13 protein-coding genes are annotated in these 16,691 nt (G+C 59.7%); 4 read left to right on the top strand and 9 right to left on the bottom strand.

What is annotated here, in order from left to right; genetic code table 11:
* Positions 1 to 97 precede the first annotated feature (97 nt).
* Together FYJ43_RS06635 and rpsT are read left to right on the top strand one after the other, a co-directional pair.
* Entirely contained in the window at positions 98 to 2,005 is a 1,908-nt protein-coding gene (locus FYJ43_RS06635; protein ID WP_154563088.1) for an alpha-amylase family protein, read from the top strand.
* Positions 2,006 to 2,125: 120 nt separating this feature from the next.
* Positions 2,126 to 2,392, top strand: coding sequence for a 30S ribosomal protein S20 (gene rpsT / locus FYJ43_RS06640; protein WP_326833403.1), 267 nt, complete (start codon positions 2,126 to 2,128; stop codon positions 2,390 to 2,392).
* Positions 2,393 to 2,521: 129 nt separating this feature from the next.
* Here rpsT and holA read toward each other — a convergent pair whose 3' ends face one another.
* The 5 genes from holA to leuS all read right to left on the bottom strand — a co-directional run bounded on the left by holA (position 2,522) and on the right by leuS (position 11,184).
* Positions 2,522 to 3,526: a DNA polymerase III subunit delta gene (holA, locus tag FYJ43_RS06645; RefSeq protein WP_326833404.1), complete on the bottom strand. Its 1,005-nt coding sequence runs from the start codon at positions 3,524 to 3,526 to the stop codon at positions 2,522 to 2,524.
* Between the two features lie 20 nt (positions 3,527 to 3,546).
* Positions 3,547 to 5,256, bottom strand: coding sequence for a DEAD/DEAH box helicase (locus tag FYJ43_RS06650; protein ID WP_154563506.1), 1,710 nt, complete (start codon positions 5,254 to 5,256; stop codon positions 3,547 to 3,549).
* A gap of 117 nt (positions 5,257 to 5,373) precedes the next feature.
* On the bottom strand, positions 5,374 to 7,644 hold the full coding sequence (locus tag FYJ43_RS06655; protein ID WP_154563509.1) for a ComEC/Rec2 family competence protein: 2,271 nt from the start codon (positions 7,642 to 7,644) through the stop codon (positions 5,374 to 5,376).
* Positions 7,645 to 7,696: 52 nt separating this feature from the next.
* Positions 7,697 to 8,539, bottom strand: coding sequence for a helix-hairpin-helix domain-containing protein (locus tag FYJ43_RS06660; protein ID WP_154563090.1), 843 nt, complete (start codon positions 8,537 to 8,539; stop codon positions 7,697 to 7,699).
* Between the two features lie 164 nt (positions 8,540 to 8,703).
* A complete protein-coding gene (gene leuS, locus FYJ43_RS06665) occupies positions 8,704 to 11,184 on the bottom strand; it encodes a leucine--tRNA ligase (RefSeq protein WP_326833405.1) in 2,481 nt (826 codons plus the stop codon).
* A gap of 142 nt (positions 11,185 to 11,326) precedes the next feature.
* Here leuS and FYJ43_RS06670 point away from each other — a divergent pair, with 142 nt between their 5' ends.
* Positions 11,327 to 12,157: a VIT1/CCC1 transporter family protein gene (locus FYJ43_RS06670; protein ID WP_154563094.1), complete on the top strand. Its 831-nt coding sequence runs from the start codon at positions 11,327 to 11,329 to the stop codon at positions 12,155 to 12,157.
* Between the two features lie 8 nt (positions 12,158 to 12,165).
* Here FYJ43_RS06670 and FYJ43_RS06675 read toward each other — a convergent pair whose 3' ends face one another.
* The gene (locus FYJ43_RS06675) at positions 12,166 to 13,182 is read right to left on the bottom strand and encodes a DUF4192 domain-containing protein (RefSeq protein ID WP_154563512.1); all 1,017 of its coding nucleotides are present in this window, start codon (positions 13,180 to 13,182) and stop codon (positions 12,166 to 12,168) included.
* Positions 13,183 to 13,287: 105 nt separating this feature from the next.
* Positions 13,288 to 13,641 carry a hypothetical protein gene (locus tag FYJ43_RS06680; RefSeq protein ID WP_154563096.1) on the bottom strand — a complete coding sequence of 118 codons (354 nt, stop codon included), beginning with the start codon at positions 13,639 to 13,641 and terminating at the stop codon, positions 13,288 to 13,290.
* Here FYJ43_RS06680 and FYJ43_RS06685 point away from each other — a divergent pair.
* Complete coding sequence (locus FYJ43_RS06685) at positions 13,634 to 13,876, top strand: hypothetical protein (RefSeq protein WP_326833406.1); 243 nt, start codon at positions 13,634 to 13,636, stop codon at positions 13,874 to 13,876. The two genes, FYJ43_RS06680 and FYJ43_RS06685, sit on opposite strands and share 8 nt — an antisense overlap.
* A 41-nt stretch (positions 13,877 to 13,917) precedes the next feature.
* Here the strand turns inward: FYJ43_RS06685 and FYJ43_RS06690 are convergent, their stop codons facing one another.
* Complete coding sequence (locus tag FYJ43_RS06690; RefSeq protein ID WP_154563098.1) at positions 13,918 to 15,624, bottom strand: NAD-dependent malic enzyme; 1,707 nt, start codon at positions 15,622 to 15,624, stop codon at positions 13,918 to 13,920.
* A gap of 42 nt (positions 15,625 to 15,666) precedes the next feature.
* A complete protein-coding gene (locus FYJ43_RS06695) occupies positions 15,667 to 16,635 on the bottom strand; it encodes an L-lactate dehydrogenase (protein WP_154563516.1) in 969 nt (322 codons plus the stop codon).
* Between the last annotated feature and the right edge of the window lie 56 nt (positions 16,636 to 16,691).

The following is a 16,691-nucleotide window of genomic DNA, read 5'->3' on the forward strand; positions in this document are numbered from 1 at the left end:
TCACGCGTCAACGACACCGTGCTTTCAGTGACGACTCACTCAGCCGAGACCACCATCAATTCTCTCGGCGTAACCGCAACCCGGCTAGGCTCGCATCATGGTCACCGACGACACCACCGGACGCGTGAGCCTCGATCCATCCACCCAGCAATCCTTCGACCTGCGCTGGGAGCATTATCTACCAGATCTGTGGATCGGGCTGAGTAAAGTTTACGGCGACCGCGCCGATGAAACTCTGCAGAGAATCTGCGCCATACTGCTCCGACGGTGCGCCGAACGTCCCGATGATCTCAAGCGCCTCGACGAAGCCCGCCTGTTAGAGCCCGACTGGCTCCAACAGGAGACCATGATTGGTTACACCATCTATACCGACCATTTCTCCGGCACGCTTAATGGCATAACGGATCACCTCGACCATCTTTCAGAGATGGGTGTGCGCTATCTGCACCTCATGCCAATACTGCAACCTCGTCAAGGCATCAACGATGGCGGCTACGCCGTCGCGGACCATCACAGTATTCGCGCAGATCTGGGAACCATGGACGACCTAGCCAACCTCACGGCTGTCCTCCGCGCCCATGGCATATCCCTCGCTATAGACCTCACCGTCAACCACGTGGCGGCCGAACATGAATGGGCCCAATTAGCTAGGGAGGGCCAACAGAAATACCGCGACTATTTTCATATTCTGTCAACCCACGATGAGGTTAACGCCTGGGAAAAGAACCTCCCAGAGACGTTTCCGGAGTTTTCCCGTGGGAACTTCACGTGGGACGATGACTGCCAGGGATGGGTATGGACAACCTTCAATGATTTTCAGTGGGACCTCAACTGGGCTAACCCGGACGTTTTCTGCGAATTCCTCGACGTCATGTGTGTCCTGGCAAATCGCGGGGTTGAGGTCTTCCGCCTCGACGCCATCGCTTTCATCTGGAAGACATTCGGCACCACTTGCCAAAACCTTCCGCAAGTCCACGACATTACCCAGTCCCTGCGTCAGGCGATGCGGGTCGTTGCCCCCTCCGTCGCCTTTGCAGCCGCAACGCTTTCTGGCCCCGATGATCTCGTGGCATATTTTGGACGCGGACGTCACTGGGGAAAGACCTGCGAGGTGTCCTACCACAACACCCTCATGGTGCAATTGTGGAATGCCCTAGCTACCCGCGACGTCAGCCTCATGGAAACAACCTTGAGTCGGATCCCCGACAAGCCATCGACGGCAACATGGGCCAGCTACATTCGCTGCCATGATGACATCGAATGGACTATCGACGATGCCCGTGAAATCGGCCTCGACCCCGTTTCCCACCGGAGGTTCCTTTCCGACTTTTATTCCGGACACGCCCCGGGATCATTTGCTCGCGGTCTGATCTTTCACAACAATCCCGTGACAGGCGAATCCCGGATTAGTGGGTCCTTAGCGAGCCTGGCCGGGCTGGAATTGGCGCTGGAGGCCGATGACCCGGCTGAGGTTGACGCCGCCATTGCCCGGATTGTCATGCTGCAGACCGCGGTCCTCGGATATGGCGGAGTACCGCTGATCTGGATGGGCGACGAGGTCGGGATACTCAACGGTGAGTGGCAGCACGACCCCGACCATGCTGACGACAACCGCTGGGTCCATCGACCCCTCATGGACTGGTCGATGGTCGAGCAGGCCCATGCGGAACCGCACAGCATCCCGGGCCGCATATGGAGCGGGGTCAGGCGGGCGATTAATGCTAGGCGTCGCAGCCCGGAATTCCATGCCTCCGTCGAGACGGTGATCCTGCCGTCACCCAACCAAAAAGTCATGATGTGGGGGCGTCCGCATCCGCAGGGCCGCATGATTGAACTGTATAACGTCAGTGAGCACGAAGTGTGGTTCCCGATGGAGGCCTTGCGCTCGGAGCTCGCTGACGTCGTCACCGAGGTGCTGAGCGGGTTTGAGTATGACCTCACTCCTATGAATCTGCGGCTCGGCCCCTATCAGTGCCTATGGCTTAGCGACAGATCTCAGGACTAGCCATGAACCACGGCTCAGCATCGGCTGATTTGGGACCAACCGTATTGATTTGGTAGCGTGTTCTGTCGCGCCTGTCTGGCGCACTCCACGTACATCGACCAAGGAATCAGAGGCTGCCCAGTGCCGAACATTAAGTCGCAGATGAAGCGCGTGAAGACCAATGAGAAGTCGCGCCAGCGCAACAAGGCCGTCAAGTCCGCCCTGCGCACTTACGTGCGCAACTTCCGTCGCGCTGCCGAGGCCGGCGACGTCGAAGCCGCTACTAAGGCTGCCAGGGTCGCTAACCGCCAGCTCGATAAGGCCGTGTCGAAGGGCGTCATTCACAAGAACCAGGCCGCTAATCGCAAGTCGGCTATTTCCAAGAAGCTCAACTCGCTAGCCGTCTGAGCTTTTCGCTCCTCTGGAATCTCCGGAGGATGTACATAGCGCCTCGATCCACTGGGTGGTCGGGGCGCTTGACGTGCATCCGATGACGACATTGGCATGCCCACAAGCCGATTCCAGGCAACTTTTCGCTCAGGTTTGGCGAGCCTCGTCGATGGCGATAAGCATCGACTCCAATGCATAGTTGGCGTCAACAGCAGCCCCCTTGACGGCAGCATCGCACGTGGTCACAAGCCGAATAGCCTTCGCGACGCCGGCCTTATTCCACGACCTACCCTGCCTATTGAGGGACTTTAGTTTCCATGGGGGTACGCCAATAGCCTGAGCGAGTTGCTTATCACCCATTCGTTGAGTTCGCATATCTAGATAGAGACCCAAAGATCGCAATCCGCGCGCCATCGCAGCCGTCACCGCAGCCGGTTGCACCCCAATCGACAATGCCCAGCGTAGGGTCTCCAACGCATCGGGAAGTCTTCCTTCCAAACTGGCATCGGCCACATTAAACGACGAGATCTCCGCCCGTCCGCCGAAGTACGTCCTGACGGCATCGGCCCCAACCTGCCCGTTCGGGGAATCGCTAGCGAGCTGGTCGACAGCTGCGACCAGGGTACGCAGATCGTTGCCAAGGGCCTGGTGCAACGCGTTGACGGCGTCGCGATCCATATCGAGATGGAGTCGACGGGCCTCCTTCGCGATGAAGTCTGGAATCGCTGCCGCCTTGAGGGCGTCAGCTTTGATGGTTTCCACCTTGGCCTTCGACAGCTTAGTCAACAGCCCTCTGCCTTTGGCACCACCCGGATGGACCAGGATAAGGCACAGAGTTTCCGGAGGATGAGCCGCAGTGACAGTGACAAGGTCAAACAGATCCTTGTCAAGGTCAGACACAGCGTCGACGACGACGATCGTTGCCTGGCTAAACAGAGAGCCTCCAGTAGCCTCCACGAACCTGCCAGCGTCGACCTCCCGGCCTTCCAACGTGACGAGTTCGGCATCTGGATGCTCTCGACGAGCAGCCTTGACCCGGGCATCAACAGCCCTGTCCGATAACAGCGCCTCCGCGCCCTGGACTAGCAATGCCGTGCCGTAGACCGTTTTCACCCTTCCAAGAATGCCAGAGGACGACGTCACAATTGCCACGCTGTTCGTTCGTCAGGTTGTTAATGGGAGTGAAGCCACTCCAGCCGACTACGCAACAAGTCCATCGACGCCGACTCATTCTTCGGCCCAGGAACTTCCCGGTAGAGCTGGCCCCAACCCGCTTGTGGAGTGAGATCATGGTGGCGGGAGTAATCCAGCAAGGCTCGATGTATTTCGCGCCGCATCTCTCGTGGGTCGCTGATGACGTCAATAGTGGACCCACCCCGACGCTGTAATGCAACCATCTCCTCTCGTCGGGCTTGCCTCTCCTCAGCTTCTTTCGATGCTTTGGACGCGCGGCGTGCCGAGGCGACGCGACGTGCCTGCTCTGCGCGAATTTTCTCGTCACGCGCTAGCAAAGCTCGCTCTTGTTCAGGGCTGAGCAGACCATCAAGGGCGAATAGACCACCATCGGAGGGTGTGTAGGTGTCAATCACCTCGCCGAGAATGGCGTCAGACGCGACGGCCTGCCAGGTACCGGCGTCAGGATCGGGCTCAGAACGCTCACGTGTGTCGAATTCCTCAATAAGGTCAGACTCGACGGGAGGACCGATGACGTGATCGCGCACCTCCTCCATCTCGGACGCCAGATCCAGGAGCCGCCCTACTGCGGGAAGGAAGACCGTAGCCCGTTCGCGACGATTCCGTGCTCGAACCACACGTCCCACCATCTGAGCGAAGAACAGCGGAGTGGACGCCGTCGTCGAATAGATGAGAACAGCTGCGTCAGGGACGTCGACGCCCTCGGTGATGAGGCGTACACACACGGCACAGATCTTGTCTGGATCGTCGCGGTAGGCGGCAAGTTTTTTGGCTGATGCGGCGTCCTCCGAGAGGATCACAGACGGTTCATTGCCGGTTACGTCTCGCCAAACCTCGGCATATTCTTTAGCAACCTTCTGGTTAGAGGCCGGGATAAGGACCTTGGCATGTGGGATCGTTCCCGAATCGCGCAGCTGATTCACCCGGGCCCACGCTGCCGCCATGACGTGAGCAATCCATTCACCGTCAGGATCCAGGGCAGTACGCCAGGCCATGTCCTCATGGGCCTTGGTGAGCTCGGAATCCCCAAGGATAGCCGTGTGGGTCTCCCCCACTGCGTCCGTCCAGGTGGAGCGCCCGGTGTACGTAGCGAACGTAACCGGACGCACGACACCGTCACGTAGGGCGTCACCGTACCCGTAGGTATAGTCGGCCACCGACTCGAAGACTCCCTCGCCAACATCTTCGTATCGGACGTGGGCGATTCTGGCGTCATCAGACCGGAAAGGGGTTCCCGTCACGCCAAGTCGGCGCACCGCCGCAGAGAAAGCCTCAATGACGCCGGATCCCCAACTCATGACGTCGCCGGCATGGTGGATCTCATCGAAAATAACCAAGGTGCGCATATTGGTCGCTCGAGCCGCATGGAGGGCCGGTTTCTGGGCAACCTGGGCGTAGGTCACAACGCATCCGTGGCAATCGGAAGGAAGGGCCTCAGCATTGGTCGTATCGCGCAAGTCCAGTCCGAGCCCACGAGCTGCCGAAATCCACTGGGAGCGCAGGTGATCGGTCGGGCACACCACGATGACACGATTAATGACGTGGTCTTGCCACAGATGGGCAGCAACGGCCAACGTGAACGTCGTCTTGCCTGCTCCCGGAGTAGCGCAAACCAGCCAATCGCGAGGGCTCGCAGCAAGGTACGAATCCAGCGCTTCTCGCTGCCAGGTGCGCAGACGCATTGGCATCCGAGGTCCTTTCGTCGTGAACCGTGACGCCACCTGTTCTCCTTCCCACGACAGTTCATTGCGAACCGACCGCTCACAGTAGCGCGGCCCGGCGACACCTATCGACGACACCGAGTGTCATGACCGTGTCTGCACCACGACAGATCCACCACTGCGAGCTAGCAGCACCGTCCCCTCAAGATCAGTGCGATGTAGCTGCATTCCCATCCGTTTAGCCAGTGAAACCGTCTGGTAGGAGGGGTGGCCGAAAGAGTTTCCTTGCCCGACAGAAGCCACCGCCACACTTGCCCCGGTTGCCGCCCAAAACCCCTCGTCTTGACGAGACGATCCGTGGTGAGGCACGACGAGAACATCACTAGTGATATCTGCTTTTCGCACCACAATGTGACGCTGTTCCTCAGATTCGGCGTCTCCAGGGAGCACAACTGTCAACGTGCTCACCGTCGCCTTGACTACAAGCGAAGAGTTGTTCTCTGTGGAGGATTCTTCGCCAAGTTCATGTGCGCTGGTATCGGGTATTCCTGCCCACAGTTCTAGACGCGCCGTTCCAGCAGTCACGACCTGGCCTGAACGGGCCGCGACGACTCTAGCCCCTAGCTGTGCAGCAGTGTGCTCCACTCGCTCCGCGGACCACTCTGGTGACGCCATCGGGGACACCACGACGGCTCTGGTAGGACCGCGATCACGGATGGCATCGAGGCCGCCGACATGATCGACGTGGAAGTGGCTAAGGATAACCATCGGTACCTGGGCAACATCGAGGTCATTAAGGCACCGACTCAGCCGGCGCGGGTCCGGCCCCGTATCGACGACGATGGCCTGGCGGGGGCCAGCACGCACGAGCGCGGCGCTGCCCTGAGCAACGTCACAGATCGCCACCTGCCATTGCCCCGGCCAGCCCGGGACGGGAGGACGCACGACCGTCGCCGTTAACACTGCTAATCCAGCGAGCACGGTTAACCACGGCCTCGCCAAGACTGTTGGAGTAAGTAAAGCCAGTCCCACACATAGTCCAGCGAGCACTACGAGAGCCCATCCGCCTGCTGGCCATCTCAGGAGGCCTGATGGCGCCTTGGCTCCAAGGTGGGCTATCCAGATAATCGGCTGGACGCACCATCCGGCCAGCCGCCCGAACGGCGTCCCCAACGGCGGCCAGATCAAGGCCGCAAGCCCGGCCACCATACCTAGCGCCGAGGCTAACGGCACAAACGGAGCAGCAGCGAGATTGGCGACGAGGCCAGTCGTCGATACCGTGCCCGCCATCCAGGTGACGACCGGCTGAGTCGCCAGCTGGGCTGCCCATGGCACTGTCACGGCTACCGCTAGCCACGTCGGCGCCCACGTCATCGCAACCGACCACGGTTGGGCCCACCACAAAATGCCAGCTGTGGCGCAGACCGACAGCCAGAAGCCCGTTGATCGTACTAGCCACGGATCGACGAGCATGAGCCCGGTCACCGCGACGGCTAAAGTCCTCATGCCACCGCGACGGTCGAAGGCAATCCCCGTCGCGGTCATGGCGACCACTCCCATAGCAGCTGCTCGCACGACTGATGCTTCCGCCCGGCACACCACCACGAACACCGCAACGCCGACTACCGACATCATCCTTAACCCGCGCCGCCTTAGGCCGCACCACGCCCCTACCCACCACAGCAGTGCCGTCGTCGATGCAAGGTTGGCTCCAGAGACGGCCATCAGGTGGGTCAGCGCTGTCATCTGAAAATCTTCGGACATCTCTTCGGAGACTGCTGCCGTGTCTCCCACAACCAGCGATGGCACAATGGCCCGTTGCTCCTCAGGGCATCCCGCAACAGCACTGACCAGACCGGCACGAAACCTATTGACCCCACGGTCAAGAGGCCCAGGCGGCGCGACGATCGTCGGCGAGGACCGCAGCTTCAGTATCGCCGCTTCAGCCCGCCCTTCGCGTGGCGGAGTTAGCAAACCCTGCGCCTGGATCTCGTGCCCCACCGTTACTGTCGCCGCTGAGTCCGCCATCGCATTCGACGCCATGACGACAACCTTCACCGACTGATTCATCGCCTGGTCTTCTGCGACAATACGGTGAGCTATCAGCGTCATCATGACGGTGCGCCCACCAGATATTGCCCGCGGATCGGCAGTGACCCGACCGGTCACCGTCGCCGAAACTCCCTGCTGAGCAAGCTCAGCGAGGCCAGTGTGGTGGACAATATGGTTGCGCACTTCAGTGCTCACCAGAACTGTCAACCCCACCGCTGCGGCTACGACAGCGAGCCATGCCTTGCGCCGAATCGCAATCATGCCCGCAACAAGGCAACCGGCTCCAGCTCCGAAACTGATCCAGCGGTAGCCGCCGGTGCCGATAGCAGCCATCGCCCCTGCCGCGAGGGCTACCGGGACCATGCGCACATCCGGGGCGACGGCGACCTGACGTTGAGCGCTTTCGTGACGAGGTTTAGACCGTGACATGCGGCTTGATCTTTTCGAAGGTCTTCGACCCGATTCCAGAAATCTCCCGCAGCTGGTCGATGGACGAGAACTGCCCGTGCTCCTGACGCCAAGCCATGATCTTGCCTGCCATCACTGGACCGATGCCATCGATCGTTTCAAGCTCACTCTGGCTAGCAGTGTTGAGGTTGATCTGGGCGCTACCGGCACGTGACGTCGCTGCTGCGCCACCCTTACTGTTCACCCCGGTTGTAGGCCCCGGAAGGCCACCAGCACTGCGGTCTGGCGACGTCACCGCCCCATCTCCACGTGAGGGGATCCACACCTGGCACCCGTCACAGACTGGAGCAGCAAGGTTGAGATGCCCAGGTTGGGCACCTGACGTCATCCCGCCGGCAGCTTGGATAGCATCGGCGACCCGAGCGTCAGGATTAACGGTATATACACCAGGATGCTTTACCCGTCCGGCCACGTGAACTTGGATAGGTGTGGGCGTCGTCGAGGCGGGAACCTCGGCAACTGGGGTGTTGTCCGGTGCTACCTGTACCTCACTGGTCTCCCGACCAGGCATGGTCGCCCCTTCAGGCACTGTCGACACCATCACGGCGCCTGCTGGAACTTCGGTAGGTTTCGAGCGCATGAGAACGACAGCAATGACAGATAGCACGACGACAAGGACAATCCCCACTGCTGATGCGTGTACCCGGGTTACTGGTCGCTGAGGGGTTGAGGCCCCCTTTGACGTCGTCGGCTCCTCCTCAACTGGGGTTGCTGAGCGGCGAGGCCCCAGATTTCGGGCGGGCAGCCGCGCCATAAGGTCCTCAAGACGCTCTCGGTAGTCGTCACTCATACCTTCAGTTGTCGTCGGAGCAACCAGATTTTCGCCACGAAATGTCAAAACTGTGGATAACGTGATGTGGCGGCGAACCCGCTATCCACAGGCTCGCCGCCAACCCGTCATGTCAGCACGAAACTGATAAGCCACGCAATTGCGTGAAAGAGCTGATCACACCGTCACTTCGCGACGATCGAAATCATCTTTGGCAGTCGGGTAATGACCTTGACGATTTCTTTGCCCTTGGTAAAACGCTGCACGTTCGCGTCGGCCAGGGCCACCTCGCGGGCCTCATCCTCGGTGATGTCGGGACTTACCTGGATTTTCGCGCGTACCTTTCCTGTCACCTGGACCACCATGGTCACCTCCTCGGCAACGAGCAATGTCTCGTCAGGTGTCGGCCATTGAGAGTTGGCGACAGAGGCTTCCAAACCGAGTATTTCCCACATCTCCTCAGCCAGGTACGGTGCCACCAGGGACAGCGCCTGGGCAGTAAATGTGACAGCTTCGCGCACCGCAGGATCAGCTGGGCCGCATCCGGAATCTATCGCCTTGCGGGTGGCATTGACCAGCTCCATGATCCGCGCCACAACGACGTTGTAACGTCCGCCCTCTATCAGGTCAGTGATGTCGGCAATACTTCGGTGGGTGACCCGACGCAGGCTGACGTCACCGGCCGTCACGTCGACGTCAGGATCGCTCGTAACCTCGGATGCCACACGCCAGGCACGCTGCAAGAACTTCAACGTCGAGGCTGGGGAGACGTCGGCCCAGTCGATGTCCTCATCTGGTGGACCAGCAAAGATGACGGTGGTACGCACCGCATCGACGCCGAATTCGTCGATCTGCTTGCCGAGATCCACGCCGTTGCCTAGCGACTTCGACATCGCCCGGCCCTCATTGATGACTTGGCCCTGGTTCATGAGTCGCTGGAAAGGTTCGGTGAAGTCGACCATGCCGAGGTCATGCAGCACTTTGGTGAAGAATCGCGAGTACAGCAGGTGCATCGTGGCATGCTCGACGCCACCGATGTATTGGGCTACTGGCATCCAGCGACGAACCGCCTCCACGTCAAATGGGCCTTCGTCATAGTGCGGGGAGCAGTAACGCAGGAAATACCACGAAGAGTCTACGAAGGTATCCATGGTGTCGGTGTCGCGTTGCGCGGGTCCTCCGCATGACGGGCAGGAAACGGAACGCCATTCCTTCGCTTCGTCACCGGCTAACGGTGACGTTCCTTTGGGAGCAAGGTCAGCGCCGCGCAAATCAGGCAATGTCACTGGCAGCTGATCGTCAGGGACAGGGACGTCACCACATGACTCGCAGTGGATGATCGGAATGGGGCATCCCCAAAACCGTTGACGACTCAGCAGCCAATCGCGCAACCGGTAGGTGACTGTCGGCTCGCCTACCCCCTTCTCTTTAAGGACCTCACACATCTTCGCGATAGCCTCAGCCTTCGTGGTGATGCCGTCGAGGAATCCAGAATTCTGGTAAGCGCCGTCACCTGTCGTGGCGATCCCAGACTCGCGCGGATCGGCTTCACCGGTGTCAATGACAGGGATGACGTCAATGCCATATGCGCGCGCGAAGTCGAGGTCGCGCTGGTCGTGAGCGGGTACAGCCATGACGGCACCCGTCCCGTAGTCCGCTAGCACGTAGTCACCTGCCCACACCGGAATCTTGGCGCCATTGACGGGGTTAGTGGCCTCAACTCCGAGGGGCACACCTGTCTTCTCGTGATCGGTGGATTGCCGCTCAATTTCGGACTTCTTCTTGACCTCGTCAAGGTAAGCCTCAAAAGCTGGCCGAGCCTCATCGGAAACGACCTCTTGGGCCAAGGCCGAGTCGGGAGCCACCACCATGAAGGTCGCTCCGTACAGGGTGTCCGGGCGGGTCGTGAAAACCTTTACTGGCTCGGCACGGCCATCAATGGTGAAATCAACGTAAGCGCCCTCAGAGCGACCGATCCAGTTGCGCTGCATCGACAGCACACGCTCGGGCCACGTGCCCTCGATCTGATCCATATCGTCGAGCAGGCGCTGGGCATAGTCGGTAATACGGAAATACCACTGATTAAGCTGACGCTTAGTCACGACGGCGCCGCAACGTTCGCAACACCCGTCTTTGACCTGCTCGTTGGCGAGCACCGTCTGATCGTTGGGGCACCAGTTCGCCCAGGAATCCTTGCGGTACGTCAGCCCTTTTTCGAAGAAGCGGTTAAACAGCCATTGGGTCCAGCGGTAGTACTCCTCGTCTGAGGTGTGCAGTCTCATCGACCAGTCAAAAGAAACCGCGTACCGCTTAAACGACGCTGCTTGAGTGTCAATGTTGTGGTAGGTCCATTCCGCGGGATGGGTGCCATGCTTGATCGCGGCATTCTCAGCCGGTAGACCAAAGGAGTCCCACCCCACCGGGTGCAGGACGTCGAATCCGCGCAGCCGCCAGTAACGGGCCAACACATCGCCGATGGCGAATGCTTCAGCGTGGCCCATGTGAAGGTCGCCAGAGGGGTAGGCGAACATGTCAAGCACGTAACGACGTTCCTTTGAACCATCGTCAAGAGCTGCGAAGGTGCGGTGCTCCTCCCAGTACTTAGACCACTTCTCCTGGGCTGCAGCCGCGTCGTAGCCCGTCGTCTCGCGCACGTCGTCGCTCACGTCACACCTCTCGGATCCACTGCAGGTCCAACCAGACCCGCAACACATATGGGCCTGAGTTTAGCGATACAGCCCCACACCTAGCGTCAGGGTTCCCTGTCCTTCCTTGTGACCAGCCGTTAGACAGGCGCACAGTATTGCTATGCACACCACGGCACACGGCGTGAACACGCCCGACGAGAAGACGGGAACGCCCACCATTGCGGCTGAATCTCCCCTCGTCCACGACGTTTCTTCAACCGAACCTGCTGACTCGTCGGCACCTACACGTCGACCTCACGAGGCCGACAAAGGCATGGGCAGCCTCAATTCAAAACTCAACTGGCTGCGTGCCGCCGTGCTGGGCGCCAATGACGGCATTATCTCGACAGCGGGCATTGTCATGGGTGTCGCAGGTGCCACCGTCGATCGTTCCTCCCTCCTCATTGCTGGCCTGGCTGGCCTGGTCGCTGGTGCATTGTCTATGGCAGGCGGCGAATACGTATCTGTAAGTTCCCAGCGCGACATTGAGAAAGCTGTCATGGCTAAGGAAGCCGCCGAGCTACGCGATTTTCCTGATGAGGAGCTCGAGGAACTCGCCGGGATCTACGCAGAAAAAGGGTTATGCCATGACACCGCCCGGCAGGTGGCGGCAGAGCTCACGGCCCATGACCCACTGCGCGCCCACGCCGAAGCTGAGCTCGGCATTAACCCCGACGAGTACACCAACCCGTGGCACGCCGCCTTCGCCTCGATGGCCGCGTTCACCGTTGGCGCGCTCGTACCGCTGTTGGCCATGGTGTGCTCTCCGACCGCGACCCGGGTTTATATCACCATCGCCGCGACCATAATCGGCTTGTTCCTCACCGGTCTGGGCTCGGCAATTGCCAGTGGAAGCGGAAAGGCCCGCCCCATCGCCCGCAACATCATCGTCGGCATCTGCTCCATGACGATCACCTATCTCATCGGTCACCTCGTCGGTACCCGGGTGTAGCCCCGTCGCTACGCCGATAGGTTCAATCCCTCGTCAGCCTCATCCACACGTGGGTCGACAATCACTGCTGGATCATGATCCATGACGTCCCACATTTTGGGCGGAACGAAAGCGTCAAGGATCACTGCCAGCGCGGCGGACAGGGTGCCTGCTGCGGCCATGAATTCGCATCGGCGTGCGCACACTGCTGCCACTGCCCCCTCACCGCTCAGCCATCCTGCCAGACCGCAGAGAGACAATGGTGCCGCCGCCATCCGGTCGGGGACGATCTCGACTGCACGGCTCCATATCGTCAGCCACCGCGACGCGTCAGCCCGTTCCATTGACATCCACAGTCTGCGCGCTACGCCGCTACGCTGAACAGCGACCACAAGCTCCGTCACGACACCATCGTTGATCTCATCAGACTCGAAGAGGAGTTGGCACCGGGCAGCCACGGCGTCGTCGTCCTTACGGGACAGCCGCCGTCGAGCGTTGGCCAGCTGTCTGCGGGTATCTGGATCACATGTGCGCCCTGGGCCCGAAAGTGCATGGACGAGACTGGTACGACTGGGCAACACGCTCAGCCCGCGATAAACCGCCTCAGCCGAAATAGCCGGATCTGGAGCAAAGCGGTGGTTGTCACGACAGCCTCGCTCATCGCAAAAAATGCTGCGCCAGTATTCACCGTCAGTCCACGCAGCGTCACCGATATTCATGCCCTCCATTGCATGGAAGGCGGTTGCCACAATCGTCATGGCACGATCTTGACGACGACTGAACGCCAGCACGACCGCTCGACCCCGCCCTGCCAAGGGGCTGACTCGTGACACAAAGGCATCCATAGCGACGGTGGATGCGAGGTCGTCAAGATCAGCTCGGGCAACGAAGCCCTGACACGCAGCACCGTCGTCAGCGACGATGAGAACCAGACTCTCGCTTGGTTGAAATCCCAAGAGGTACGGAGCCAAGGTCACCGCTTCTTCAACGGTCCGGATGGTCAGCGGGTCTCGGCCATTAGTGGTGGAGGAATGTCGTGCTGTCATACCACCAGTTGTCGTCGTCACCCCGCCGAATTCGCCACGCAATTTCGAATCTGTGGACAACTCCCATCGACGCCATCTCATCCCAATGCCAGGCTGTGGACAACATCATCCGCCGACAACAACGTACAGTAGAGCCACCATGAGCCAACCGCCTGACATCAGCCAGTACCAGCCACCGAAACGCCACGGCGGCTGGATCGCAGCGATCATCGTCGTTGCGATCGTCATCGCACTGGTCATCGTGGCACGCCGAGTCACTAGTGAGCCAGCGGCCCCCGTTACCCCGACGCCGTCTCCCGTTGCGACGTCCACGTCATCTGCCCTGAAGCGCATCCCAGCATCAGCTACCGCCGTCGCATCCTCGTTGCCTTTCTCCTCGAAAGATGATGGTGCCGAAGGATGGTGGTCGATCGACAACGTGGAATGGGGGCCTAACACCGTTACCCTGACGGTGACCATCGCAGTCAGCAAAGGTTCTCTGAGCGACTACACCTTCTTCATCATGGAAAACGAGTCGACCAATATCCATCAGGCAAGCCAGCTACCCACTGGTTCTCTCGGAACCGCCGTGGCACAAGGTCAGAAGGTTCACGGCACGATCACCATCGACTGTCCACGAACTGACTCCACCGTGATGCTCACCCACGGATCGGGAATGTCCTCCCCCATCTCGGCATTAACCATCAAAGCATGACTAGCGCCAGAGCCTATGAAGCGCTAGTCATTCCCCGCGTATTAGGCAACCTCGACGCGCGGATAGCGCGGCTGCCACATCGCCGAGAACACCTTCTCAACTGGGTTGTCCGTCATCTCGGTTGCGACGCCCTCCTCCATCGCTTGCTGGGCAACAGCAATGGCCACAGATGCCGACAAGGGCCTCAGGTTCTTAATCGACGGCAGCAGTGATGCCCCCACAACACGGCTATCGGCGTGCATCGCCACCGCCTCGGCAGCTGCTGCAACCATCCCGCTGGTAACTCGAGACGCCCGAACGGCAATAGTCCCTAACCCGATTCCCGGGAAAACCAAAGCGTTATTGGCCTGCGCGATCTGGTAGGTCACACCGTTCATCATGACCGGCTTGAACGGTGATCCGGTGGCAACTAGGGCACGCCCATCAGTCCACTTCAGGATGTCGGACGGCAAGGCTTCAGCTTTACGGGTCGGGTTGGATAGCGGCATGATCACCGGACGCTCGCAGTGGGCAGCCATCGTCGTGACGATCTCCTCAGTAAAGGCGCCAGGCTGGGCAGAACAGCCAATAAGGATCGTCGGGTGAACGTTTCGTATTACGTCGCTGAGCGTGTACTTGTCTGGATTATCGAGGGTCCAACCTTCCAACTCCTCCTTGCTACGAGCGAAGGGTTGCTGGAAGTCGCGCAGTCGCAAGCCTTCTCGCAGCAGGCCTCGCGAACCGAGTCCCCAGAAGTGAGACCGAGCCGTCTTTTCATCAACGCCCTGGCTGACCATAAGCTGCACCAGTAAATTCGCAATTCCGGTTCCAGCTGACCCAGCGCCGTGGATGACAATGCGGTGCTTACTCAGCGGAATACCGGATAATTTGACAGCACTTAAGACCGCCGCTACGACAACGGCCGCAGTGCCCTGGATATCGTCATTAAAGGTGCAGTAATCATCTCGATACTTATTGAGTATCCGTGTGGCGTTACCGGCCGCGAAGTCCTCCCAATGCAGCAGGGCATGGGGGAACATGCGGTGAGCGGTTTCAACGTACTGCTGAACGAACTCGTCGTAACGCTCACCACGCACGCGGGGGTGGCGTACCCCAAGGTAGCCGTCGTCGTTGAGACGCTCCATATTGTCGGTGCCCACATCGAGGATAACCGGGAGCACGCGGTGAGGGTGTATTCCTGCGGCAGCAGTGTACACGGCCAGCTTTCCAACCGTGATCGCAACACCGCCGACGCCCTGGTCGCCAATACCCAGAATGCCCTCAGCGTCGGTGACCACAATGAGGTCAACATCGTCAGGGCCATGCCCCAGCTGGCAGAGCGCTTGCCCCATATCCTCCGGATCGTCGATGGACAGGTAGATGCCACGCGGACGGTCGTACCAGTGGCTGTATTCCTCAATAGCCTTACCAATCGTCGGTGTATAAACGATCGGAAGCATCTCCTCAATATGCTCGGCCAGAAGACGGAAATACAGCACCTCATTTCGGTCATGCATGTGATTGAGGTACAGGTATTTTGCCAAATCATCAGGCTGTGCCGAATATTGTGCATATACCCGCTTGAGCTGATCAGTGATAGTCATGACTCCCGACGGCAGTAGGCCGGTGAGACCGAGCGCCTTCCGCTGCTCGAGAGTGAAGGCAGTGCCACGGTTAGTCAGGGGGTTCGTCAACACCTCCTGGCCACGAGCCGCGATCCTCAAAAAGTCTCCGTCGTCATCGTGCGCATACTGAAAGGGAACTGACATATCCCCTAGCTTATGCGGTCAGCAGCACAAATGGTCATCAGGTCACGAGATCGATGACAAAGTGTCACGCAAGCGTTCCGCTGACGCCTTGAGAGAGGCGATTTCGTCGGCGTCCATAGAGACCGGGACGACCCCCTCAATGCCGTCTCGAGAGACGAGACAGGGCATCGACAAAGCCACTCCAGAGATCCCATGCACATTTGTCATAACACTTGACAACGGCAGGACAGACCGGCCTGGACGGAGCAAAGCCTCGGCCAGACGTGCACCCGTCAACCCGATGGCGTAATTCGTGGCGCCTTTGCCCTCAATAATTTTGTATGCAGCAAAAGCTGCCTCGTGGGCAAGGTCGGCCAGCACCTCTTCAGTGAACACCTGCTCACCGTCAACTGCCCACTCGCGAATCGGTACTCCCGAGATATTAGCCGTCGACCACAGCGGGAACTCCGAATCACCGTGCTCGCCCACGATGGTGGCATGGACGTGACGCTGCTCTACGTTCGCCCACTGACGGATGAGCCAGCGCAGCCGCGAGGTGTCGAGCATGGTGCCCGTGGAGAAAACACGGTTAGCAGGCAACCCGGTAGCCTGCTGAGCAACGACAGTCAGCACGTCGCACGGATTTGTCACCAGCACAAACAGGGCATTTGGGGACTGCTCAACAAGTTGTGGCATGAGGGAGCGCAAAATACCGGCATTGACGCCAGCCAGGTCAAGACGAGTCTGGCCCGGCTTCTGCCTAGCTCCGGCCGTGATGAAGACGACGTCAGAATCGGCAGTGTCGTGGACGTCAGCGCCACCCATGACCGACGCCGGGGTGAACTGAGTGCCGTGGGCGAGGTCCGCCACCTCAGCCTCAACTTTGTCCTTGGCAATGTCGTACAGGGAAACGAGGTCGGCAGATCCGCGGATGAGGCAGGCGTAAGCCAGTGAGGAACCGACCGAACCAGCACCAACAACAGAAATCTTGGAGGCGCGACGAGTGGCGTCAAAAGTGCTCATGACGGTCATCTTAAGGTGGCCTCGCACCTTATTCAGAACGCTGCGCACCAGGGCCGCTCATCTGA

The organism is Cutibacterium porci, from assembly GCF_009696315.1.
GTDB classification, from domain to species: Bacteria; Actinomycetota; Actinomycetes; order Propionibacteriales; family Propionibacteriaceae; genus Cutibacterium; species Cutibacterium porci.